This is a genomic window from Methylacidiphilum kamchatkense Kam1 (assembly GCF_007475525.1).
GTDB lineage: Bacteria > Verrucomicrobiota > Verrucomicrobiia > Methylacidiphilales > Methylacidiphilaceae > Methylacidiphilum > Methylacidiphilum kamchatkense.
In genome coordinates, this window is the sequence record NZ_CP037899.1 from 1,811,774 (window position 1) to 1,828,752 (window position 16,979).

Sequence of the window (16,979 nt, forward strand, 5' to 3'; positions counted from 1 at the left end):
CCGATGAAAGCTAAAGCGGCTTCTAAGCATTTGGCTATTGGGTGAACGAAAATACCCCCCAAGGGATGTATTTTGTACTTGAGAAGGTAATCTATTGCACCTAGAATCTAAGAAGTTTTTTTATATACTTTTATTTTAAGCAAGTAAAAAAAAGTGAGATTATTTAGTAGTTTATCAGAACTCGAACGGAAAAAGCTAATAGAGGAAAGGAAAAAGAGTTCGTTATATTGGAAAATTATCCATCTGTTAGGCTCTCTTCGGTTAGCGATTGTTCTTCTTTTATCGATCGCTTTAGGCTGTGCAATAGCAACAATTGTAGAATCTAGGTTAGATACTCAGGTTGCTCAGTTTTATATCTACAAATCTCCCTGGTTTTTTGGCTGGCTTATTATACTTTGCATCAATCTTTTTGCGGTGACATTGACCCGGATTCCATGGAAAAAAAGACATATTGGCTTTATTGTCACCCACTATGGGATTATCATTCTTTTGATCGGTGCTTTGATTGGACTGCAAAAAGGCTTTGAGGGATTTATAACTTTGGAAGCTGGTGGGATACCAAAAAACAGATTAACATCTAAAGAGACGGTCCTTTTAGTGCAAAATCCCATCCTGAAGGAAATCGAAGAATATAGATTTCCTGCAGAACTCTGGAGACCTTCATCCAAGGCTCCACGATCCATTGACATTCCTGGAACAGGACTGAAGTTTTATACCGATGATTATGCCAAAGAACTATTTCTAAGTGAAAATTTATCTCCTCAACAAAATTCTGGAAGCCCAGGTGTCCTTATTGAGTTGAAAAGCAAAATGGCCAACCAAAAGTTCACCTATGTGCTATTGAAGAACGATCCTTCTAGGTGGTATGAAGATTTTTTTGGAATGGCAAGAATTGAAATGAAAGAGCCATCCGACTCGGATGGAGAGACTTTCCACGAATCGGCAGTCCTTTTTGCCAATGCCCCCGATCAATCTGTCATCCATGCTCATGAAGGGGTCAATTCAACTTACAAGTATTTTCTTCTGTGGGATAACCCTTCTCCATCGAATAGATCGCTTTATGTTGTGGCTATCAGCCAGGATGGAGAAAAAAGGGCTTGGCCATTGAATGAAATCATGCAGAAGGTGGTCGATCTTCCAGGAGAGGGAAAAATGGAAGTGGCTGAGTATTGGCCAAATTTTTCGATAAAAGAGGGGAAACCCACCTCTTTATCTGGAGAACCTCTTAATCCAGCCATCCTTGTGCATGTGTACTGGCAACAGAATCGCACCCAAAAATTGGTTTTTAGGATATGGGATTCTCCTAATGGAACGATCAATTACCAGCTGCTTCGAAATGGAAAATCCTATCAGGAAGGACAAATGGCTATTGGCAAAACCTTCCTTTTAGGATGGGCAGACTGGTCAGCCACCCTACTGCGCTATGAACCTTCGGCCACTATCACCAGTGAAATTCAAAAGCAAAGACTTTCTCAAGCCAATATCGCTCAGGTCCTTCCTCCGGGAATCCATGGTTGGATAGAAGACAAACAAACTAAGGAAAAATCCCAAGCCCTTTGGATCCTCTCGGGATATCCACAAAGTTTTGTACTAAACAATATTCCCTTACAAATTAGTTTTGGTTTTAAGGTAATCTCCTTGCCATTTTTTGTATCCCTGGAAAAATTTGAAGTTCCAAGAAATGAAGGTTCTGACGCTCCTTCAGATTTTATCAGCACCCTTAAGTTTGAAGATCCAAAAACTAAAAAAATTGTCATTGGAAAGGCTCACATGAATTATCCCGCTTCCTATCCTGGAGGATTTTGGAGATCAGTCTTAGGGCTTAACTACAAGTTTTCTCAATCCTCGTGGAACCCACAAGATTTGAACGAAAGCACTTTACAGGTTCTTTATGATCCTGGCTGGCCTTTCAAGTGGATAGGCTCTCTTATGATCTGCATTGGTATTTTAACCATGTTTTTTATTAGTCCAAAACCTCCTGTCGTTCTAGATAAAGAAGAGAGTGCGGGAGCAAAAACCGACGAAAAGGCGGCTTGTTCAACGCTTAACTCCCGTTCCCTCTCTTAGATTTCTTTCATACCAAAATATTGCCATGAATGTTTGATACCCTCCTATGGATAAAGAATTAGAAATTTTAGAAAAAAGTTTTTCCGAAGAGCTTGAAGCCATCACTACAAAGGAAGCGATCGAGTCCCTGCGGATCAAATATTTTGGACGCAGGGGGATAGTTTCCACTTTACTGGAAAAAATAGGCCAACTACCCAAAGAAAGTAGACCAATAGTAGGCAAAAAACTAAACGAGCTCAAATCGAAACTGCTGGAGAGTCTACACAAAAAGGAAATTTCCTTATCTACTGCTGATTCCTTTGCGCAGTCTGCTTTTCCATCACCATCCTTTGCCGATAATACACTGCCCGGTAGACCCTATCTTTCTGGCACACTGCATCCGGTTTCTATTGCTCTAAAAAAAATTATCGAGATTTTCCAAAGAATCGGCTTTACAATCGAATGTGGCCCCGAAATTGAAAGCGAATACAACAATTTTGATGCATTAAATATTCCTTTAGGGCATCCTGCTCGGAATGAACAAGATACCTTTTATATCAAAGAAAACCTAAGCCTTGAAGACAATTCTCCTGGTAGACTCCTCCTCCGACCTCAAACTTCTCCAGTCCAGATACGGGTCATGAAAAAAAACCAACTGCCTATCCGCATGATTGCTCCTGGAAGATGTTACAGACGAGACGAAATCGATGCCACCCATTCGATCGTTTTCTGGCAGGTCGAAGGGTTAGTGGTTGATAAAGGAATTAGTCTTGCCGATCTCAAAGGAACCCTCGAATATTTTTTTAGAGAGCTTTTAGGAAATCAGTTGCAATTTCGATTTAGGCCTCACTATTTTCCATTTACTGAACCAAGTTTCGAAGTAGATGGGGCCATTGCTACGCAGGAGGGAGAAGCACCCAGATGGCTTGAGCTATGTGGTTGTGGGATGGTCCATCCAAAAGTATTTTTAAATATGGGAATAGATCCAGAAGTATATTCTGGATTTGCTTTTGGCTTCGGCATTGAAAGATACTTGATGGTTGTCCATAAGGTGCCGGATCTGAGATTGTTCTCCGAAAATGATTTTCGGTTTTTAAAGAATTTAAGTCCTTCCTTTTAAAGGAATGGGAACTTTTAGAACCATTTTTTAAAGAGGATTTTCCATGGATTACAGTCTTACTGTCTTATTACCAAAAACAGAGTTTCCAATGAAAGCCGACCTTCCCAAAAGGGAGCCTCAATGGCTCGAAGTATGGGAAAAAGAAAAGGTCTATGCAACCCTTTTGGAACTGAGAAAAAACAGTCCTAAGTTCATTCTTCATGATGGGCCTCCTTTTGCCAACGGCAAAGCTCATATGGGAAGTGGGTTGAACAAAATACTCAAAGACATTGTTCTTAAATCTAAAAACATGTTTGGCTTTCACTGTCCTTATATTCCTGGGTGGGATTGTCATGGGCTACCAATTGAACACAAGGTGATGAGCGAGACCCCCTCCTTATCCAATGATCCCCCTACCATTCGGAAAAAGTGTCAGGAATATGCCAAGCGATGGATAGAAGTACAAAAAGAACAGTTCAAGCGGCTTGGCGTATTAGGAGCATGGGATAATCCTTACATCACCATGGATCCTCATTACGAAGCCAATGAGCTAAGACTTTTTGCTGAACTAGTCGAAAAAAAATTAGTGTACCGAGGGTTGCGTCCAGTCTTTTGGAGTATTGGCTGTAAAACGGCCCTTGCCGAAGCTGAAGTAGAATATCAGAAAAAGGAAGACATCTCCATCTATGTGGAATTTCCTGTTTCTGAGATGAGCTGCAAAGAAGCAGGTTTGCCTCAAGGATCCTCTTTTCTTGTTTGGACAACGACTCCATGGACCTTGCCTGCAAACTTAGCTTTAGCAGTAAACCCTGATTTGTCTTATGATTTAAGGAGCGTAGGCAGCAAACATATTATCGTTTCTTCCAAGCTGGCACCCACAATTCCTAAACTAGCTGAATCGACTCTAATCCTTTCTTTTTCTAAAGGCAAAAAACTAGCAGGGATGCAATATGTTCATCCGCTTCTCCCTAGATGTGGGAAAGTCTACGCAGCTGATTTTGTCAGTGAAGAAACCGGTAGTGGGATTGTCCATATTGCTCCAGGCCATGGAATGGAAGATTACCAACTGGGGGTCGATAAAGGATTAGCAGTATTTTCTCCGGTGGATGATTTAGGAAGATTCACAAAAGAATGCGGCATAGAAAAGATCGTTGGGATGAATGTTTTCGATGCCAATCCCATTCTGTGTGATATGCTCGAAGAAAAAGGGCTTTTATGGGCAAAAAAACTCTACATCCATGATTATCCATTTTGTTGGCGCTCCAAAACCCCTATTATCTTTCGGTCTGTGCCCCAATGGTTCATCAATATTGAAGCGTTCAAAATCCAAGCCCTCCAGGAGATTGAAAAGGTTCAATGGATCCCTAAGCGAGGTGAAAACAGGATCAAAGGAGCTGTTGAAAGCCGCAAAGATTGGTGTATTTCCAGGCAAAGATACTGGGGAGTCCCCATCCCGGTTTTTTACAGAAAAGATGGTGAGCCGCTTCTAGATCCAAAAATTATCAGACGTTTTGCCGACATGGTCGAAGTGCAAGGAACCGATTTATGGTTCCAACTAGATTCAGAAGAGCTCAGAAAAAAGTTTGAGGTTCCGACTGGCTACGAAAAAGGAATGGATACGCTCGATGTCTGGATAGATTCAGGCTCAAGCCATTTTGCAGTACTTGTACCGAGGGGAGAAAATCCTGCTGATCTGTATCTGGAAGGAAGCGATCAACATCGCGGTTGGTTTCAATCTTCCCTGCTGCTTGGAGTGGCATCGAAAGGAAAGGCACCGTTTAAATCCGTGCTTACTCATGGATTTGTGGTTGATCTGGATGGTAAAAAACTTTCCAAATCCTCAGGTGCTAAAGACTTATCTGAACAGATAAAAGAATATGGAGCTGATCTTCTTCGGCTTTGGGTGGCCAGTGAAGAATTTTCAGAAGACGTTCCCTTTTCCAAGGAAATATTTTCTAGACTCTCTGATTCTTATAGACTGATTAGGAATAGCCTGAGGATCCTTTTAGGCAATCTCTTTGATTTCGATCCTACCATTCATTCGGTCCCCAAAGATGAGCTGTTGGAAATCGATAGGTATTTTGATTTGTGCGTCGATCAACTAATTAAAAAAACTAAAGCCTCCTATGCCAACTATGAATTTCCACAGGTCTATCAATCTTTAGTTCGATTTTGTTCTGTTGAGCTATCGAGTTTTTACATCGATATCCTAAAAGATAGGTTGTACTGCGATGGGAAAAACTGGCTTTCAAGAAGGTCAGCACAAACCGTCTTGCACCGAGCCTTTGAATCTCTTGTTAAACTGCTTGCTCCTATTATCCCTTTTACCGCCGAAGAAGCATGGCGAGTTTTTGGGAAAAAGCGTTCGATCCATCTTGAGCTTTTCCCTACCGAAAAAGACGAACAGGAGGGAACAGGCCTCGAGCAACGGTGGCAAAAAATATTGCGATTAAGGGATCTAGCCAATATTGAACTGGAGAAAGCTAGAAGAGAGAAGCGAATTGGGAAGAACTTAGAAGCAAAAGTAATCCTACATACGCATGAATTTGAAGAAAAAGATATTCCTATTTTAACAGAAGTATTGCTGGTTTCGCAGCTGGAACTTTGCCGAGCAGAAAAAACGGAAATCGAGGTGATAAAGGCTCCAGGAGCAAAATGTCCGCGGTGCTGGAAATTCAGTCTTTTTGCTCAGAGGAATGAAGATCCTGAATTTCCACATGTATGCGAGAGATGCTTAAAAGTCCTGCAAGAAAAGGCGTATATTCGCTAGCTAAGTTTGAAAAAAATAAAAAAAAAATGAAAACTTTTAGCAAAAAAGTGTTGATCAATCTATGAACCTTAATGTAAGTAAGTATTTGCTATAAATAAGATTTTGGAGAAATGGATAGGAAAAATAAGAAAAAATTAGGTAACAATATTAGGGAAATAAAAAAATTTCTTATTTTTCCAAAATATTTTAGAAATTTGTTTGACATTTCTTGTAAATTTTGAAAAAAAGAAAACTTACAGAAAAGAATAGCATAAATGTTATTCCAAATATGAAAAAGAAGGAGGATATACTATGAAGAGGAGGAAAACACTCCGTTATTTGGTACCTGCAATTGGTTTGTTTGCACTTGCAGTGACACAACCTTTAAGAGCGGGAATTGAAGAGGGAGATAGTGCGGCTTCCACATCGACGGACTTGTCAAGTGCAGGTGGGGATAAAGAAATGAAGGAAGCCAGCAAGGAAATGAAGGAACAGAAAGAAATTTCCAAGGAAGAAGCATTTCGTCCCAAAGAAGGATTATATGCAGGCCTTTATGGGGGCGCTGGTTACATGGATACCAATCGTTATACCTCAACTTTCAGTTCTGGGTTGATTGGCAATGGAAATTTAGGTGGTAATTGGCAGTGGGTTGGTGGTATCAAAGTTGGTTATCAGTGGAAAGGATGGGAACTGGGAGATAACCTGTCTGGTAAAGGGTGGTATTTAATGCCTGCCGCAGAATTTGACGGATTTTATATTGGAAATTCTCAGTCTGGTACAGGATTCACAGGTCTTGCTTTTCCTGGGGGATTTGCTGGAGCAAGCACCAATACGGGGATGCAGTTAAACATAGGGGTAATGACCATTAATGGATTGTTAAAGTTGGTGACGCCATGGAAACTGGTTCCGTATATCGGTATGGGTGTTGGTGGCTACTATCTGTCTGCTAGTAACATTAGCCAGAGTATAGCAGGTCACGGGATTGTTAATGGCGCAAGTACTACTGACGGTGGATTCGTATTTACTCCGATAGCGGGTACGGAATATTATTTTACAAGAGAACTCAGTCTGTTCGTGGAATTTAAGTTCCTCTACATGAACAATCCGATTCTCAATTATGGGACTGCAGTGGGTAATGAATCCATGCACTTTGGGAACATGCTGAACTATATTGGCGTGCTTGGTGCTAAATACGTGTTTTGGTAAAAAGTTAGAAGTTAAAATTAAAGGGCTTCCAGTTGGAAGCCCTTTTTTTTGTTATCAATACAATATTGGCAAATCCTAAAGCATACTAGAGAATTGGTGAGGTTCGAAAAAAGCTAATAGGAAAAATGACTGGTTAAAGGATGAGAACAATTTTGCCAGTCGCTCCCCCTTGCATAATCATTTTATGAGCCAATGCTGCCTGCTCTAATGGAATTTCTGCACGGATGATTGGCCATAAGCTCTTATTTTTCAAGCCTGCTTCTATAGCAGCAAATATGGATTTTCTTTGAGAAGAGCTTGCAAGAAAAAGATTTACACCAATGACAGAGATCTCTTTTCTTAAGATATTTCGTGGATCGATTTCAATTTTGCCACGACTTCCAATAACAAGAATTTTGCCATAGTTCGTTACAAGAGAAAAATCGTTCTCAAGGTTTTTATTCGCAAGCATCTCTAGAATGATATCGACTCCTTGATTTTGGGTATATTCTAAAATTTTGTTAACGTACCCTTCTTCTCCATGGTTAAAAACCATTTCAGCCCCTATACCGAGCACTTGCTCTTTGCCTTTTGCCGTTCCTGCTGTAGCCAAAACTCGAAGCCCACGACTTTTGGCCCATTGTACAGCCGCAATCCCAACTCCACCACTCGCCCCATGAACTAAAACCGTTTGTCCAGCTTTAGCACCAGCACATTGGAACAATGCATGATAGGCAGTCGCATAAGGACTTCCAATGGCAGCGCCTTGAGCAAAAGATAAACCTTGAGGAAGTTCAAAGACGTGATCTTCAGGACAAACAATGTATTGGGCATAACTTCCTAAGACTCCTTGAAAGAAAACGGCTTGACCTTTATGAAATTTTGATACCCCTTCGCCAACTTCTTCAATAACACCGGCTCCGTCGATACCTGGTATAAACGGAAGGTTTGGTTGGTAACCAAAACTACCAGCCCTTAAATAGGTATCCACAGGATTGACTCCAGCTGCTTTCACTGCTATCAGAACCGAAGCTGGCTGTAGTTGAGGAATGAGAGTCTCTTTCAATTCAAGAACTTCAGGACCTCCAAAACGTGAGACAAGGATGGCTTTCATGATTTATCGACTGCAATAAAAAATGGCCAAAACCCCTATTTCTAATTGGCTAGCAGGCCTTTTAAAGACAAAAGATTTCTCATTTGCCGGCAAAATTCTGGAATATCCTTAGCGCCTAAAAGCGCAGAAACCATGACTATTCGATCAGCTCCAGCAGACAAAACCAAAGAAATATTTTCTTTATTTATCCCTCCGATAAAAAAAACCGGTTTTTTAATCCTCTCCTTGACAGCAGCTATCGATTCAATTCCAACAGGAAGATAATCAGGCTTGGTTGGTGTTTTAAAAATAGGCCCAAAGGCAATATAATCCACTGGCTCTTGGGCAGCAGTTAGAGCTTGAGAGAGCGTATGAGTCGATTTCCCGATTAAGAACTCCTCGCCTAAGTATTTTCTTGCCTGTTCAATTGGCATATCCTCTTGACCCAAATGCACTCCATCGGCCTCTATTTCCAAAGCTATATCCGGATAATCGTTGATTATAAAAAGAATCTCTTTCTCCACCAAGCTCGATTGTATTGCCCGGGCATGTTCTGCGATTTTCTTTTTTTCTAGATTCTTTGCTCGAAGCTGTAAAATGTCCACTCTCCCTTCAGCAAGTTGTTCGCTATAAGCTTTTAGTTTTTCAGCAGGAACATATCCCAGATCCAAAATCCCATAAAATCGTGCCTGACTTAAAAGAAATTTTTTTCTATAAATGTCCTGTTTCATTCAATCCTTCAATGCTCTTCCAGAGATTTTTTTGCAGCCAGAATTTTGTTGATAAGATTGGTCGTGTAATCGCCCCTTTTGAAATCTGTATTTTGAAAAACAGACTTGCCTATTGGAATGGTGGTTTTAACCCCTTCAATAATCGTTTCATTTAATGCTCTATTCATCCGAGCGATTGCTTCATCCCTGGAATTGCCAATGGCTATAATTTTGGCAAGCATAGAGTCGTAATAAGGAGAAATTTCAATTCCTTGATAAAGATGAGAATCGACGCGGATGCCAGGTCCACCAGGAAGATGTAGGAAATCTATTTTGCCTGCACTTGGACGAAAGTCTTGCAAGCCATCCTCTGAATTAACCCGAAACTCTATGGCATGTTTTTTAGGTTCGAGTTCTTCCCATTCTTTGCCTATAGAATAACCAGCAGCTACAAGGATCTGCTCTTTGACTAGATCAACACCATAGACTTCTTCCGTCACCGGATGTTCCACCTGAATCCTGCAATTCATTTCGATGAAATAAAAATTACCAGCTTTATCTACCAGATACTCTACTGTTCCTACCCCTTCATAATCGACTGATTCAGCAAGTCGGATGCTTGTCTTGCCCATTCTTTTTCTTAAGGCCGGATCCATAATAGGAGATGGAGATTCTTCGACAAGCTTTTGATTTCTTCGCTGAATGGAACAATCCCGTTCTCCAACATGAACAATTTTTCCTTTGGTATCAGCTAGAATTTGAAATTCTACATGTCGTGGATCTTCGATCAACTTTTCGATGTACAAGCTGCCATCTCCAAAAGATTTTTCTGCCTCAAGTTTTGCAGCGACAAACCCCTGAACTAAACTTACATCGTTATGCGCTATCCTCATCCCCCTTCCCCCTCCTCCTGCAACCGCTTTTATAATCACCGGATAGCCAATCTGATGGCTAATTTTCAAAGCTTCCTTTTCTGACTCCACAATGCCATCACTACCCGGTGCCACGGGCACGCCTACTTTTCTTGCATGAAACCGAGCCATGGCCTTATTCCCCATTTTCTTCAGTGTTGTGGCCTTCGGACCAATGAATTTGATATTGCAGTTGGCACAAATTTCAGCAAAATGAGGATTTTCTGCTAAAAAACCGTATCCTGGATGAATCGCATCGACATCCCCTATTTCTGCAGCACTGATAATCCTATCCATCCTCAAATAACTTTCCGTTGAAGGCCCACTGCCAATACATATCGCTTCGTCTGCCTGTTGAACATGCAGAGACTTCTCATCCGCTTCTGAATAGACAGCCAGAGTCTTTATACCCAGATCACGACAAGCTCGGATAATTCTTAATGCGATTTCACCTCGGTTGGCAATTAAGATCTTATTGAACATTGTTGGGTCCTATCTCTATAGGAAAAGAAGCAGATTAAATTTATCTGAAATATTTCTTTCGAGCAAAGACCAATGCTAATAAAAGAAAAAAACAAGATCAAGATTCAAAAGAATTATTTTTATATTTTTAGCAAACATCTCCCAATCATAATAAACCAGAATACTTTAAGATGCTCAAATCTGATAGCAGCTATCAAAATTTAGTCTCATTCTATGGGTGTCTGCTGCATTTCTCTACTAATGTTTTTTTCTTGAGGCTACAATAAGAACCTGCGTTGCTCCCTTTAAGATATTTTTTTAACTAGGGAAGGACTCTTCTAATTCTTCGCCTACCTGGAATCGAACAAAACGGCGGATGACAATGTTTTCTCCAATCTGAGCAATACGCTGACAGAGAAGATCATTAATAGTGATGCTGGGATCCTTCACGAACGGTTGCTCCAGCAGACAGTTATCAATAAAAAACTTTTCCAGCTTTTCTTGGACAATGCGATCCATATTTTCGTCATTCTCAAGTTTATAAGTGCTGATAATCTTGTTTTTCTCAGCATCTAGGATCGCTTTGGGGACGTCGTTCTTGGAGATGAACTTGGGATTGGCTGCCGCAATTTGAATAGCTATCTCTTTAACAAATTCTTTGAAAGCTGGCGTGCGAGCAACAAAATCAGTTTCACAGTTTACTTCTACTAAGACTCCTATTTTATCGCCAGCATGAATATAGGAAGCAATTACCCCCTCTGGGGTCTGTCTTTCAGATTTCTTCTTTGCTTTGGCCATCCCTTGTTGTCGGAGCCATTTTTCAGCCTCCTCTAGGCTCCCTCCTGAAGCTTCTAAAGCCTTTTTACAATCCATAATACCGGCTCCAGTTTTTTCGCGAAGCTCTTTGACTAAATTGGCAGAAATCGCATTGCTCATATATCTCCTTCTATTAACGACCCCAAAAAAATGAAATCAAACAACAAGAATTAGAGAATGCTTTATTTAAGTGTTGTTCTTATTATTATTATTTTAAATCATTGGGAACTTAATTGGTTGACACAAGCGCTGCTTCTGAAGCCATATTGCCGGAATTTTCCACAGGAAGAGAGAATCCCGCCTCTTTTTTCCCTTCTATTATGGCATTACCAATTTCTTCCAAAATGGTTCGAATAGAACGGATAGAATCATCATTGGCAGGGATTGGATAATCGATGTTTTCAGGGTTCCCATTGGTATCAACAATAGCAACTATAGGTATGTCTAATTTTCTTGCTTCGGATACCGCAATCTCTTCCTTTACCACATCGACTATAACGATGGCCGCAGGAAGCCTTTCCATATCTTTGATCCCATCCAAGCTTCGATGCAGCTTAGCATTCTCTCTTCTCAATTTGGCTACTTCTTTTTTAGGGAGCCTTTCCATTGTGCCACTGGCTTCAAGTTGATCTATCCACTTCATACGCGCAATCGATTTGCGGATAGTCACCATGTTTGTCAATGTTCCCCCAAGCCATCGATAATTCACATAAAAAGAACCGCTTTTCTTAGCTATCTCCTCAATAAGCCCTTGGGCTTGGCGTTTACATCCAACAAAGAGAACCTTACCCCCTTCAAATGATGTTTTTTTCAAAAATCAGCGGCTCTCTTTAAACATTCCATTGTTTTATTTGGGTTTATCAAATGAATACCCCCTTTTAGTCCAAGTAAAAAGGGAGCCATTTTGGGATTCCAACGGTCTTTCCTATGACCAAAATAGGTTCCAGATTTTATAAGATCTTCTAATTCTACCATTTTTCTTTATTGTTATGATTAAATTTTTTATTTTACTTTTATCCTTCTTCATTAGCAACAATTAATTTCGTTGCTAATGATAAAACTAAAAAAAGAGCTCCACGGGTTTTTTTTCAGATATCCTGTAGGATTCCATTAACCCGTAGTCGACAAGGATGGTTTCCTTATCCCTACTCCTCTTATTCCTTTGGCAATTGATACGGTACTGATAGTCAAAACAGATGTCAAGGAATTTGCCAACGTGCTTGCCACTGATAACATTTCCTTCTGCCTCAGGGTCTTATTTATTTACCATCGGACTCACGCTGGGAATGAAGAAACGCTGGGAATGAAGAACTACTGCCCAGGAGCTTAGCCCAACAGCCGTGAAGGCCTAAAATCGATTTTTGAATGAACCTTGGTGAGAGACTAGTCCTAACCTTACAAGCAAAAGAAAAAGATATTCGTCAAGCTCAAACAACCAAGTCTATGTATCTTTTTCACAATTAAAAACTTTTTTATCTATAGAGAAAAAAAAGTTATTGACTCGCCGCTCCAAAATCTCTAGAAAAAAAAGCACAAAATTAAATATTCGAAAGGAGGTGAGAGTGCTGGCTTGTGGGAGAGAATCGATACACTACAAATTGCTACTTTCAATTTTCCTATTATTCTTAACCCATTTCTTTACCCATTCTCTTTTCGGATATTCGTATAAAGACTATCTAAAAACTGAAAATCGTGACCATGCTTATCCTTGGCATAGGAATATCGTTACGACTGTTTTTTGGATTGGAGAAGGAAGAACACCAATCAGCGGAGCTGCTTGCTCTACCAGTGCATGGGACGTTCACTGGAGAAAAAATTATGGTGGACTGGATGACCCTATTAAACGCGTAGGTTTTCTGCCGCGTCATTTCGCAGCGACTTTAAACCCCTTTTATGTGGCTCTTCCTTTCAACGATGTAGCCTATCCAGACTTAGCTAGAAAATGGGTGCCATGGTATAAGGTTCCCTCCCCTGAAAACCGTTTCGTCTCTCAGTGTAAGGGGCGTTGGGTAGAAATTAGATCGAAAAGCGGAAAAGTTGCCTATGCCCAATGGGAAGATGTGGGCCCACTAAGAAGTGATTTTGCTTCTTATGTCTTTGGCCCAGACAGACCGCATGAACATAACCAAGCTGGCTTAGATGTTTCACCAGCCGTTAGAGATTATTTAGGATTAAGCGGTATGAATTTGACCGATTGGAGAATTGTGGACGATTGCCTTGTACCCCCTGGGCCGTGGATCAAATATGGGGAACAAGCTATCATCTATTCCGCAATAAAGGCAAGAGAAAAGGAAGCCTCTTCCCAATGGAGACCTGCTTCTTTTCAATAACTAGAAAAAGTTTGATCTAAGAGACCCAAAAGCAGACGTGCCAGTTGTTTATTGGCTTAGCAAAAGGCTATAGGCCTTTACAGGCATTAGGGCTGAGAGGTCCATTCCAAACAGAAAGCATTTCATGTCTCTTGGGGAAAGGAGAGGATATTGCTTAAGCTCATGAGCTAGACAAAGATCAGATGAAAGCTGATGCAGCTTCCCTTTCTTCACAATTTCTGGGTTGATCCTGGCAAGAAGATCATGTTAGGGAATATATTTTAAGAGTGGCTACTAAGCATATCATTTACTTAGACGTTGAAACACAGAATAGCGCTTCTGAGGTTGGAGGTTGGCAAAAAAAACATTTAATGCGGGTTTCCATTGCTGTCATCTATAGCAGCCTGCATAACAAATACTTCATTTTTAGAGAAGAAGAAGTAGATCAGCTGCTAACCATGCTGAGAGAATCGGATTGTATTGTCGGTTTCAATATCTTGGGATTTGATATCCCAGTGCTTGATTCATATGCTGTTTTCAGTTTATCCACTCTTCCCTGTATCGATCTGCTCTTAGATATCGAAAAAAGAATTTCTAGACGCATCAAACTCGAGCAGTTAGCCCGAGCCACTCTAGGAATAGGGAAAACAGCTCACGGTCTGCAGGCTTTAAGATGGTGGAAAGAAGGAAAATTATTGGATATTGCAGAATATTGCTGCTATGACGTGAAGATCACCAAACTTCTCCATGAGTATGGAATAAAAAACGGCAAAGTGTATTATTTTAATGAAAATGGTATTAAGGAACCAATAGCAGTGAATTGGCAGATTGATTAACCTCTACACTGATTAATTGCTTTTCCTATCTCCATTCTTGACTATCCTATCCTCTTTATTCATAGTGATTAAAGCTTATGGCACGGAAAACTAAGCAAAAGGAAGCTATTGTCAGTGTATTGCGTAGCGCCGAAAGTCCTTTGTCCCCTGCTGAAATTCAAACTAGAGCTTCTTTACTTGTCCCCTCTCTTGGTATTGCAACGGTTTATCGATTACTACGAATCCTAAAAGAAAATAAAAAAGTCGTAACTGTTGAAATTCCAGGAGAGTCTCCACGATATGAAATTTCTGGAAGGGCCCACCATCATCATTTCTATTGTCGCAACTGCCACCAAATTTTCGAATTTGGGAAATGCACTGACAAGATCGAAGAACTTGTTCCCAAAGGATTTCTTGTTCAGGAACATGAGATTATTCTCTATGGCCGTTGTCCTTCTTGTGCAAAATAAGAAGAAAAGCTATCTAGGGAAAAAAGTGAAGGCGGTCTGATTCCACTTTAAGACTTTCCCTTACTTTTTCTTGGCTACTTCCCCATGAGAAACTCTCTAGAACCTCTAAGCCCTAGCTAAAGTAGCGCACCCGTTTTTAATGGTTTAAAGAATGTTGTTACTTTATGGCATCAACGCTAGAAGGATGAAAGCCTAAAATTTCTTTTGCCTTTGCTTCATCTCCTCCACATTCCTCAAGAACGTGATTATAAATCGAATAGAATAGCGTTTTCAGATTTTCGACTCGATTTTCTTTACGCTCTGCAGCCACAGTTTCTTCAATAAGGGCATTCAACTCTTTGCTAAAATGCTCGACCGAGCTTGTCTTTTTTGAATCTTTTTTCTTTTCATAGAGCCGAATTTCTTCTGGTAGATGGCAACTCTGGATCGTAGCGCTTGTTGCCAGAACCATCGCTCTTTGAATGACATTTTCTAATTCCCTAATATTCCCAGGCCAATGATAGGCCATGAGGTGTTTTAAGGCATCCTGTGAAACCCGCGAAGCTGCATTGGGAAGATACCGACGGTGTTTTGCTAAAAAATGCTCCACAAGAGCTGGAATGTCCTCCACTCTTTCTCTGAGCGGAGGAAGTGTCAGCTTAACAACATTGAGTCGATAATAGAGATCCGCTCGGAACTCCCTTTTAGCCACAGCGGCTGCTAGATCTTTATTCGTGGCTGCAATAATACGCACATCTGTTTTGATCGGCTCGTTACTGCCCAATCTACAAAACTCCCCTTCTTGAAGCACTCTTAAAATCTTTGCCTGAGTAGTAATAGGCATCTCCCCTATTTCATCCAAAAATACCGTGCCTCCATCCCCTTGTTCAAACTTTCCAATCCGTTGTGCCATGGCGCCCGTAAAGGAGCCTCTTTCATGACCAAAAAGCTCGCTTTCAAGAAGATTTTCTGGAATCGCGGCACAGTTGATAGCAATAAATGGTCTATTAGATCTAAGGCTATACTGATAAATGGCTCGTGCTACAAGTTCTTTACCAGAGCCACTTTCTCCTACTATCAACACGGTTGCATTCGTTGGAGCTACCTGCCCAATCAATTTGTAAACTTTCTGCATGGCCGGGCTGTTGCCAATGATTTGAAGGCCATGTCTATCGAAAGAGGAATGGGGACTTTCTTTAGAAGCCTCTTTAGTCAGTTTAGAAGCTTCCATCGCCTTAGTCAGGATCGATTTAAGTTCTAGAATGTTAAAAGGTTTTAGAATATAATCATAAGCTCCTAATTTCATGGCTTCAATAGCGGTCTGACAGGTACCATAGGCGGTCATTATGATAACGATTTGTTGGGGAGAAAGCTTTCTTATTTCCTTTAATGTTTCCAACCCATTCTTTCCGCCCATTCTTATATCCATAAGGACAATATCGACAGCATTCGATCTTAGAAACTTCAATGCTTCTTCACCCGATTTGGCGTTATATGCCTTTAGAGGAAACTCCTCTAGAAACCTTTGAAAAGAATAAAACACGTCTTCTTCGTCATCCACAATGAGTATCGACTGGACAAAGGAATCTTCTGCTGGAGTGGAACGTAAACTAGAGACTTTTTCTTTCATCGTAAATACTAATACAATTTATAAAGTACTTTTAAATTAATTTATATCCCAATGACAAAATACAAGTTTTAGAATGAAAGAGCGGTTGATTTTTACCATAAGACTTTTAAAATCATACCTATATGACCAATAATAAATTTATTCCTCTTAAAAAGACTACGAATCGCTTGTATATACTAACGCTTTTTTTTTATTTTTTATCTCTGCCTTTTCTTTTAGCTGCTGAAAATCCCAAATGGCTAACCAATTATGCACAAGCCCTATCTGAAGCTAAGAAAGAAAATAAAATGGTGTTAATGAATTTTACCGGCTCTGATTGGTGTCCTTGGTGCCAAAAACTTGATAAAGAAGTTTTTTCAACCCAAGAGTTCATAAACTATGCTCAAAAAAATCTCGTCTTACTCGAAGTAGATTTCCCTCAGCATAAAACTCAATCGGCAGAATTAAAAAAACAGAATGAGGATCTAGCAAACCAATACAACGTGGATTCTTTTCCAACATTGATCCTTTTGTCTCCAAGCGGTGAAGAGCTTTCCACCTTTGGCTATATGCCTGGAGGACCCGGACCATTCATCGACAAAATTGAGAAATTACGTCAAAAAATCATTTCCAAAAACTAATGCTTCAGTTCATGCATTTCTGCCTTGCATCCGACAAGCTTGACAGCCTTCTAATTTTTTTTCTAAAAAAAGAAACACAATTTCT

The 16,979-nt window shown here is 40.3% G+C and carries 13 protein-coding genes and 1 pseudogene; 8 read left to right on the top strand and 6 right to left on the bottom strand.

The window, feature by feature from the left end:
- The first annotated feature begins 153 nt into the window (after positions 1-153).
- From kam1_RS08370 to kam1_RS08385, 4 genes are all read left to right on the top strand, one after another.
- The gene (locus kam1_RS08370) at positions 154-2,067 is read left to right on the top strand and encodes a cytochrome c biogenesis protein ResB (protein WP_039720969.1); all 1,914 of its coding nucleotides are present in this window, start codon (positions 154-156) and stop codon (positions 2,065-2,067) included.
- 46 nt (positions 2,068-2,113) lie between these two features.
- Positions 2,114-3,166: a phenylalanine--tRNA ligase subunit alpha gene (pheS, locus tag kam1_RS08375; RefSeq protein ID WP_039720968.1), complete on the top strand. Its 1,053-nt coding sequence runs from the start codon at positions 2,114-2,116 to the stop codon at positions 3,164-3,166.
- Positions 3,167-3,209: 43 nt separating this feature from the next.
- Positions 3,210-5,915 carry an isoleucine--tRNA ligase gene (ileS, locus tag kam1_RS08380; RefSeq protein WP_039720967.1) on the top strand — a complete coding sequence of 902 codons (2,706 nt, stop codon included), beginning with the start codon at positions 3,210-3,212 and terminating at the stop codon, positions 5,913-5,915.
- A 291-nt stretch (positions 5,916-6,206) separates the two neighbouring features.
- Positions 6,207-7,100 (top strand): hypothetical protein, encoded by an 894-nt coding sequence (locus tag kam1_RS08385; RefSeq protein WP_039720966.1) that lies wholly within the window; start codon positions 6,207-6,209, stop codon positions 7,098-7,100.
- 133 nt (positions 7,101-7,233) lie between these two features.
- Here kam1_RS08385 and kam1_RS08390 read toward each other — a convergent pair whose 3' ends face one another.
- The 5 genes and pseudogenes from kam1_RS08390 to rpsB form a co-directional block, all read right to left on the bottom strand.
- On the bottom strand, positions 7,234-8,193 hold the full coding sequence (locus tag kam1_RS08390; protein ID WP_039720965.1) for an NADPH:quinone reductase: 960 nt from the start codon (positions 8,191-8,193) through the stop codon (positions 7,234-7,236).
- Between the two features lie 41 nt (positions 8,194-8,234).
- Complete coding sequence (gene thiE / locus kam1_RS08395; RefSeq protein ID WP_143958378.1) at positions 8,235-8,903, bottom strand: thiamine phosphate synthase; 669 nt, start codon at positions 8,901-8,903, stop codon at positions 8,235-8,237.
- Positions 8,904-8,911: 8 nt separating this feature from the next.
- The gene (gene accC / locus kam1_RS08400) at positions 8,912-10,276 is read right to left on the bottom strand and encodes an acetyl-CoA carboxylase biotin carboxylase subunit (protein WP_039720964.1); all 1,365 of its coding nucleotides are present in this window, start codon (positions 10,274-10,276) and stop codon (positions 8,912-8,914) included.
- 297 nt (positions 10,277-10,573) lie between these two features.
- Positions 10,574-11,191 (bottom strand): translation elongation factor Ts, encoded by a 618-nt coding sequence (gene tsf / locus kam1_RS08405; RefSeq protein WP_039720963.1) that lies wholly within the window; start codon positions 11,189-11,191, stop codon positions 10,574-10,576.
- Between the two features lie 109 nt (positions 11,192-11,300).
- Positions 11,301-12,046, bottom strand: a pseudogene (gene rpsB / locus kam1_RS08410) (30S ribosomal protein S2).
- Positions 12,047-12,633: 587 nt separating this feature from the next.
- On the opposite strand from rpsB, the gene kam1_RS08415 reads away from it, so the two are divergent.
- The 3 genes from kam1_RS08415 to kam1_RS08425 all read left to right on the top strand — a co-directional run bounded on the left by kam1_RS08415 (position 12,634) and on the right by kam1_RS08425 (position 14,665).
- On the top strand, positions 12,634-13,401 hold the full coding sequence (locus kam1_RS08415; protein WP_039721076.1) for a hypothetical protein: 768 nt from the start codon (positions 12,634-12,636) through the stop codon (positions 13,399-13,401).
- Positions 13,402-13,667: 266 nt separating this feature from the next.
- A complete protein-coding gene (locus kam1_RS08420) occupies positions 13,668-14,216 on the top strand; it encodes a ribonuclease H-like domain-containing protein (RefSeq protein ID WP_039720961.1) in 549 nt (182 codons plus the stop codon).
- Positions 14,217-14,293: 77 nt separating this feature from the next.
- Positions 14,294-14,665: a Fur family transcriptional regulator gene (locus kam1_RS08425; RefSeq protein ID WP_039720960.1), complete on the top strand. Its 372-nt coding sequence runs from the start codon at positions 14,294-14,296 to the stop codon at positions 14,663-14,665.
- Between the two features lie 157 nt (positions 14,666-14,822).
- Here kam1_RS08425 and kam1_RS08430 read toward each other — a convergent pair whose 3' ends face one another.
- The gene (locus kam1_RS08430) at positions 14,823-16,274 is read right to left on the bottom strand and encodes a sigma-54-dependent transcriptional regulator (RefSeq protein WP_052250427.1); all 1,452 of its coding nucleotides are present in this window, start codon (positions 16,272-16,274) and stop codon (positions 14,823-14,825) included.
- Between the two features lie 122 nt (positions 16,275-16,396).
- Between kam1_RS08430 and kam1_RS08435 the strand changes: the two genes are divergently transcribed.
- Complete coding sequence (locus kam1_RS08435; protein ID WP_039720959.1) at positions 16,397-16,894, top strand: thioredoxin family protein; 498 nt, start codon at positions 16,397-16,399, stop codon at positions 16,892-16,894.
- Positions 16,895-16,979 lie beyond the last annotated feature (85 nt).

What these genes read in the sequence shown, in the direction of transcription:
- ileS (WP_039720967.1), top strand. Translation starts at nt 3,210, where the DNA reads ATGGATTACAGTCTTACTGTCTTATTACCAAAAACAGAGTTTCCAATG.
- thiE (WP_143958378.1), bottom strand. Translation starts at nt 8,903, where the DNA reads ATGAAACAGGACATTTATAGAAAAAAATTTCTTTTAAGTCAGGCACGA.
- kam1_RS08435 (WP_039720959.1), top strand. Translation starts at nt 16,397, where the DNA reads ATGACCAATAATAAATTTATTCCTCTTAAAAAGACTACGAATCGCTTG.
- pheS (WP_039720968.1), top strand. Translation starts at nt 2,114, where the DNA reads ATGGATAAAGAATTAGAAATTTTAGAAAAAAGTTTTTCCGAAGAGCTT.
- kam1_RS08430 (WP_052250427.1), bottom strand. Translation starts at nt 16,274, where the DNA reads ATGAAAGAAAAAGTCTCTAGTTTACGTTCCACTCCAGCAGAAGATTCC.
- kam1_RS08390 (WP_039720965.1), bottom strand. Translation starts at nt 8,193, where the DNA reads ATGAAAGCCATCCTTGTCTCACGTTTTGGAGGTCCTGAAGTTCTTGAA.
- tsf (WP_039720963.1), bottom strand. Translation starts at nt 11,191, where the DNA reads ATGAGCAATGCGATTTCTGCCAATTTAGTCAAAGAGCTTCGCGAAAAA.
- kam1_RS08425 (WP_039720960.1), top strand. Translation starts at nt 14,294, where the DNA reads ATGGCACGGAAAACTAAGCAAAAGGAAGCTATTGTCAGTGTATTGCGT.
- kam1_RS08385 (WP_039720966.1), top strand. Translation starts at nt 6,207, where the DNA reads ATGAAGAGGAGGAAAACACTCCGTTATTTGGTACCTGCAATTGGTTTG.
- accC (WP_039720964.1), bottom strand. Translation starts at nt 10,276, where the DNA reads ATGTTCAATAAGATCTTAATTGCCAACCGAGGTGAAATCGCATTAAGA.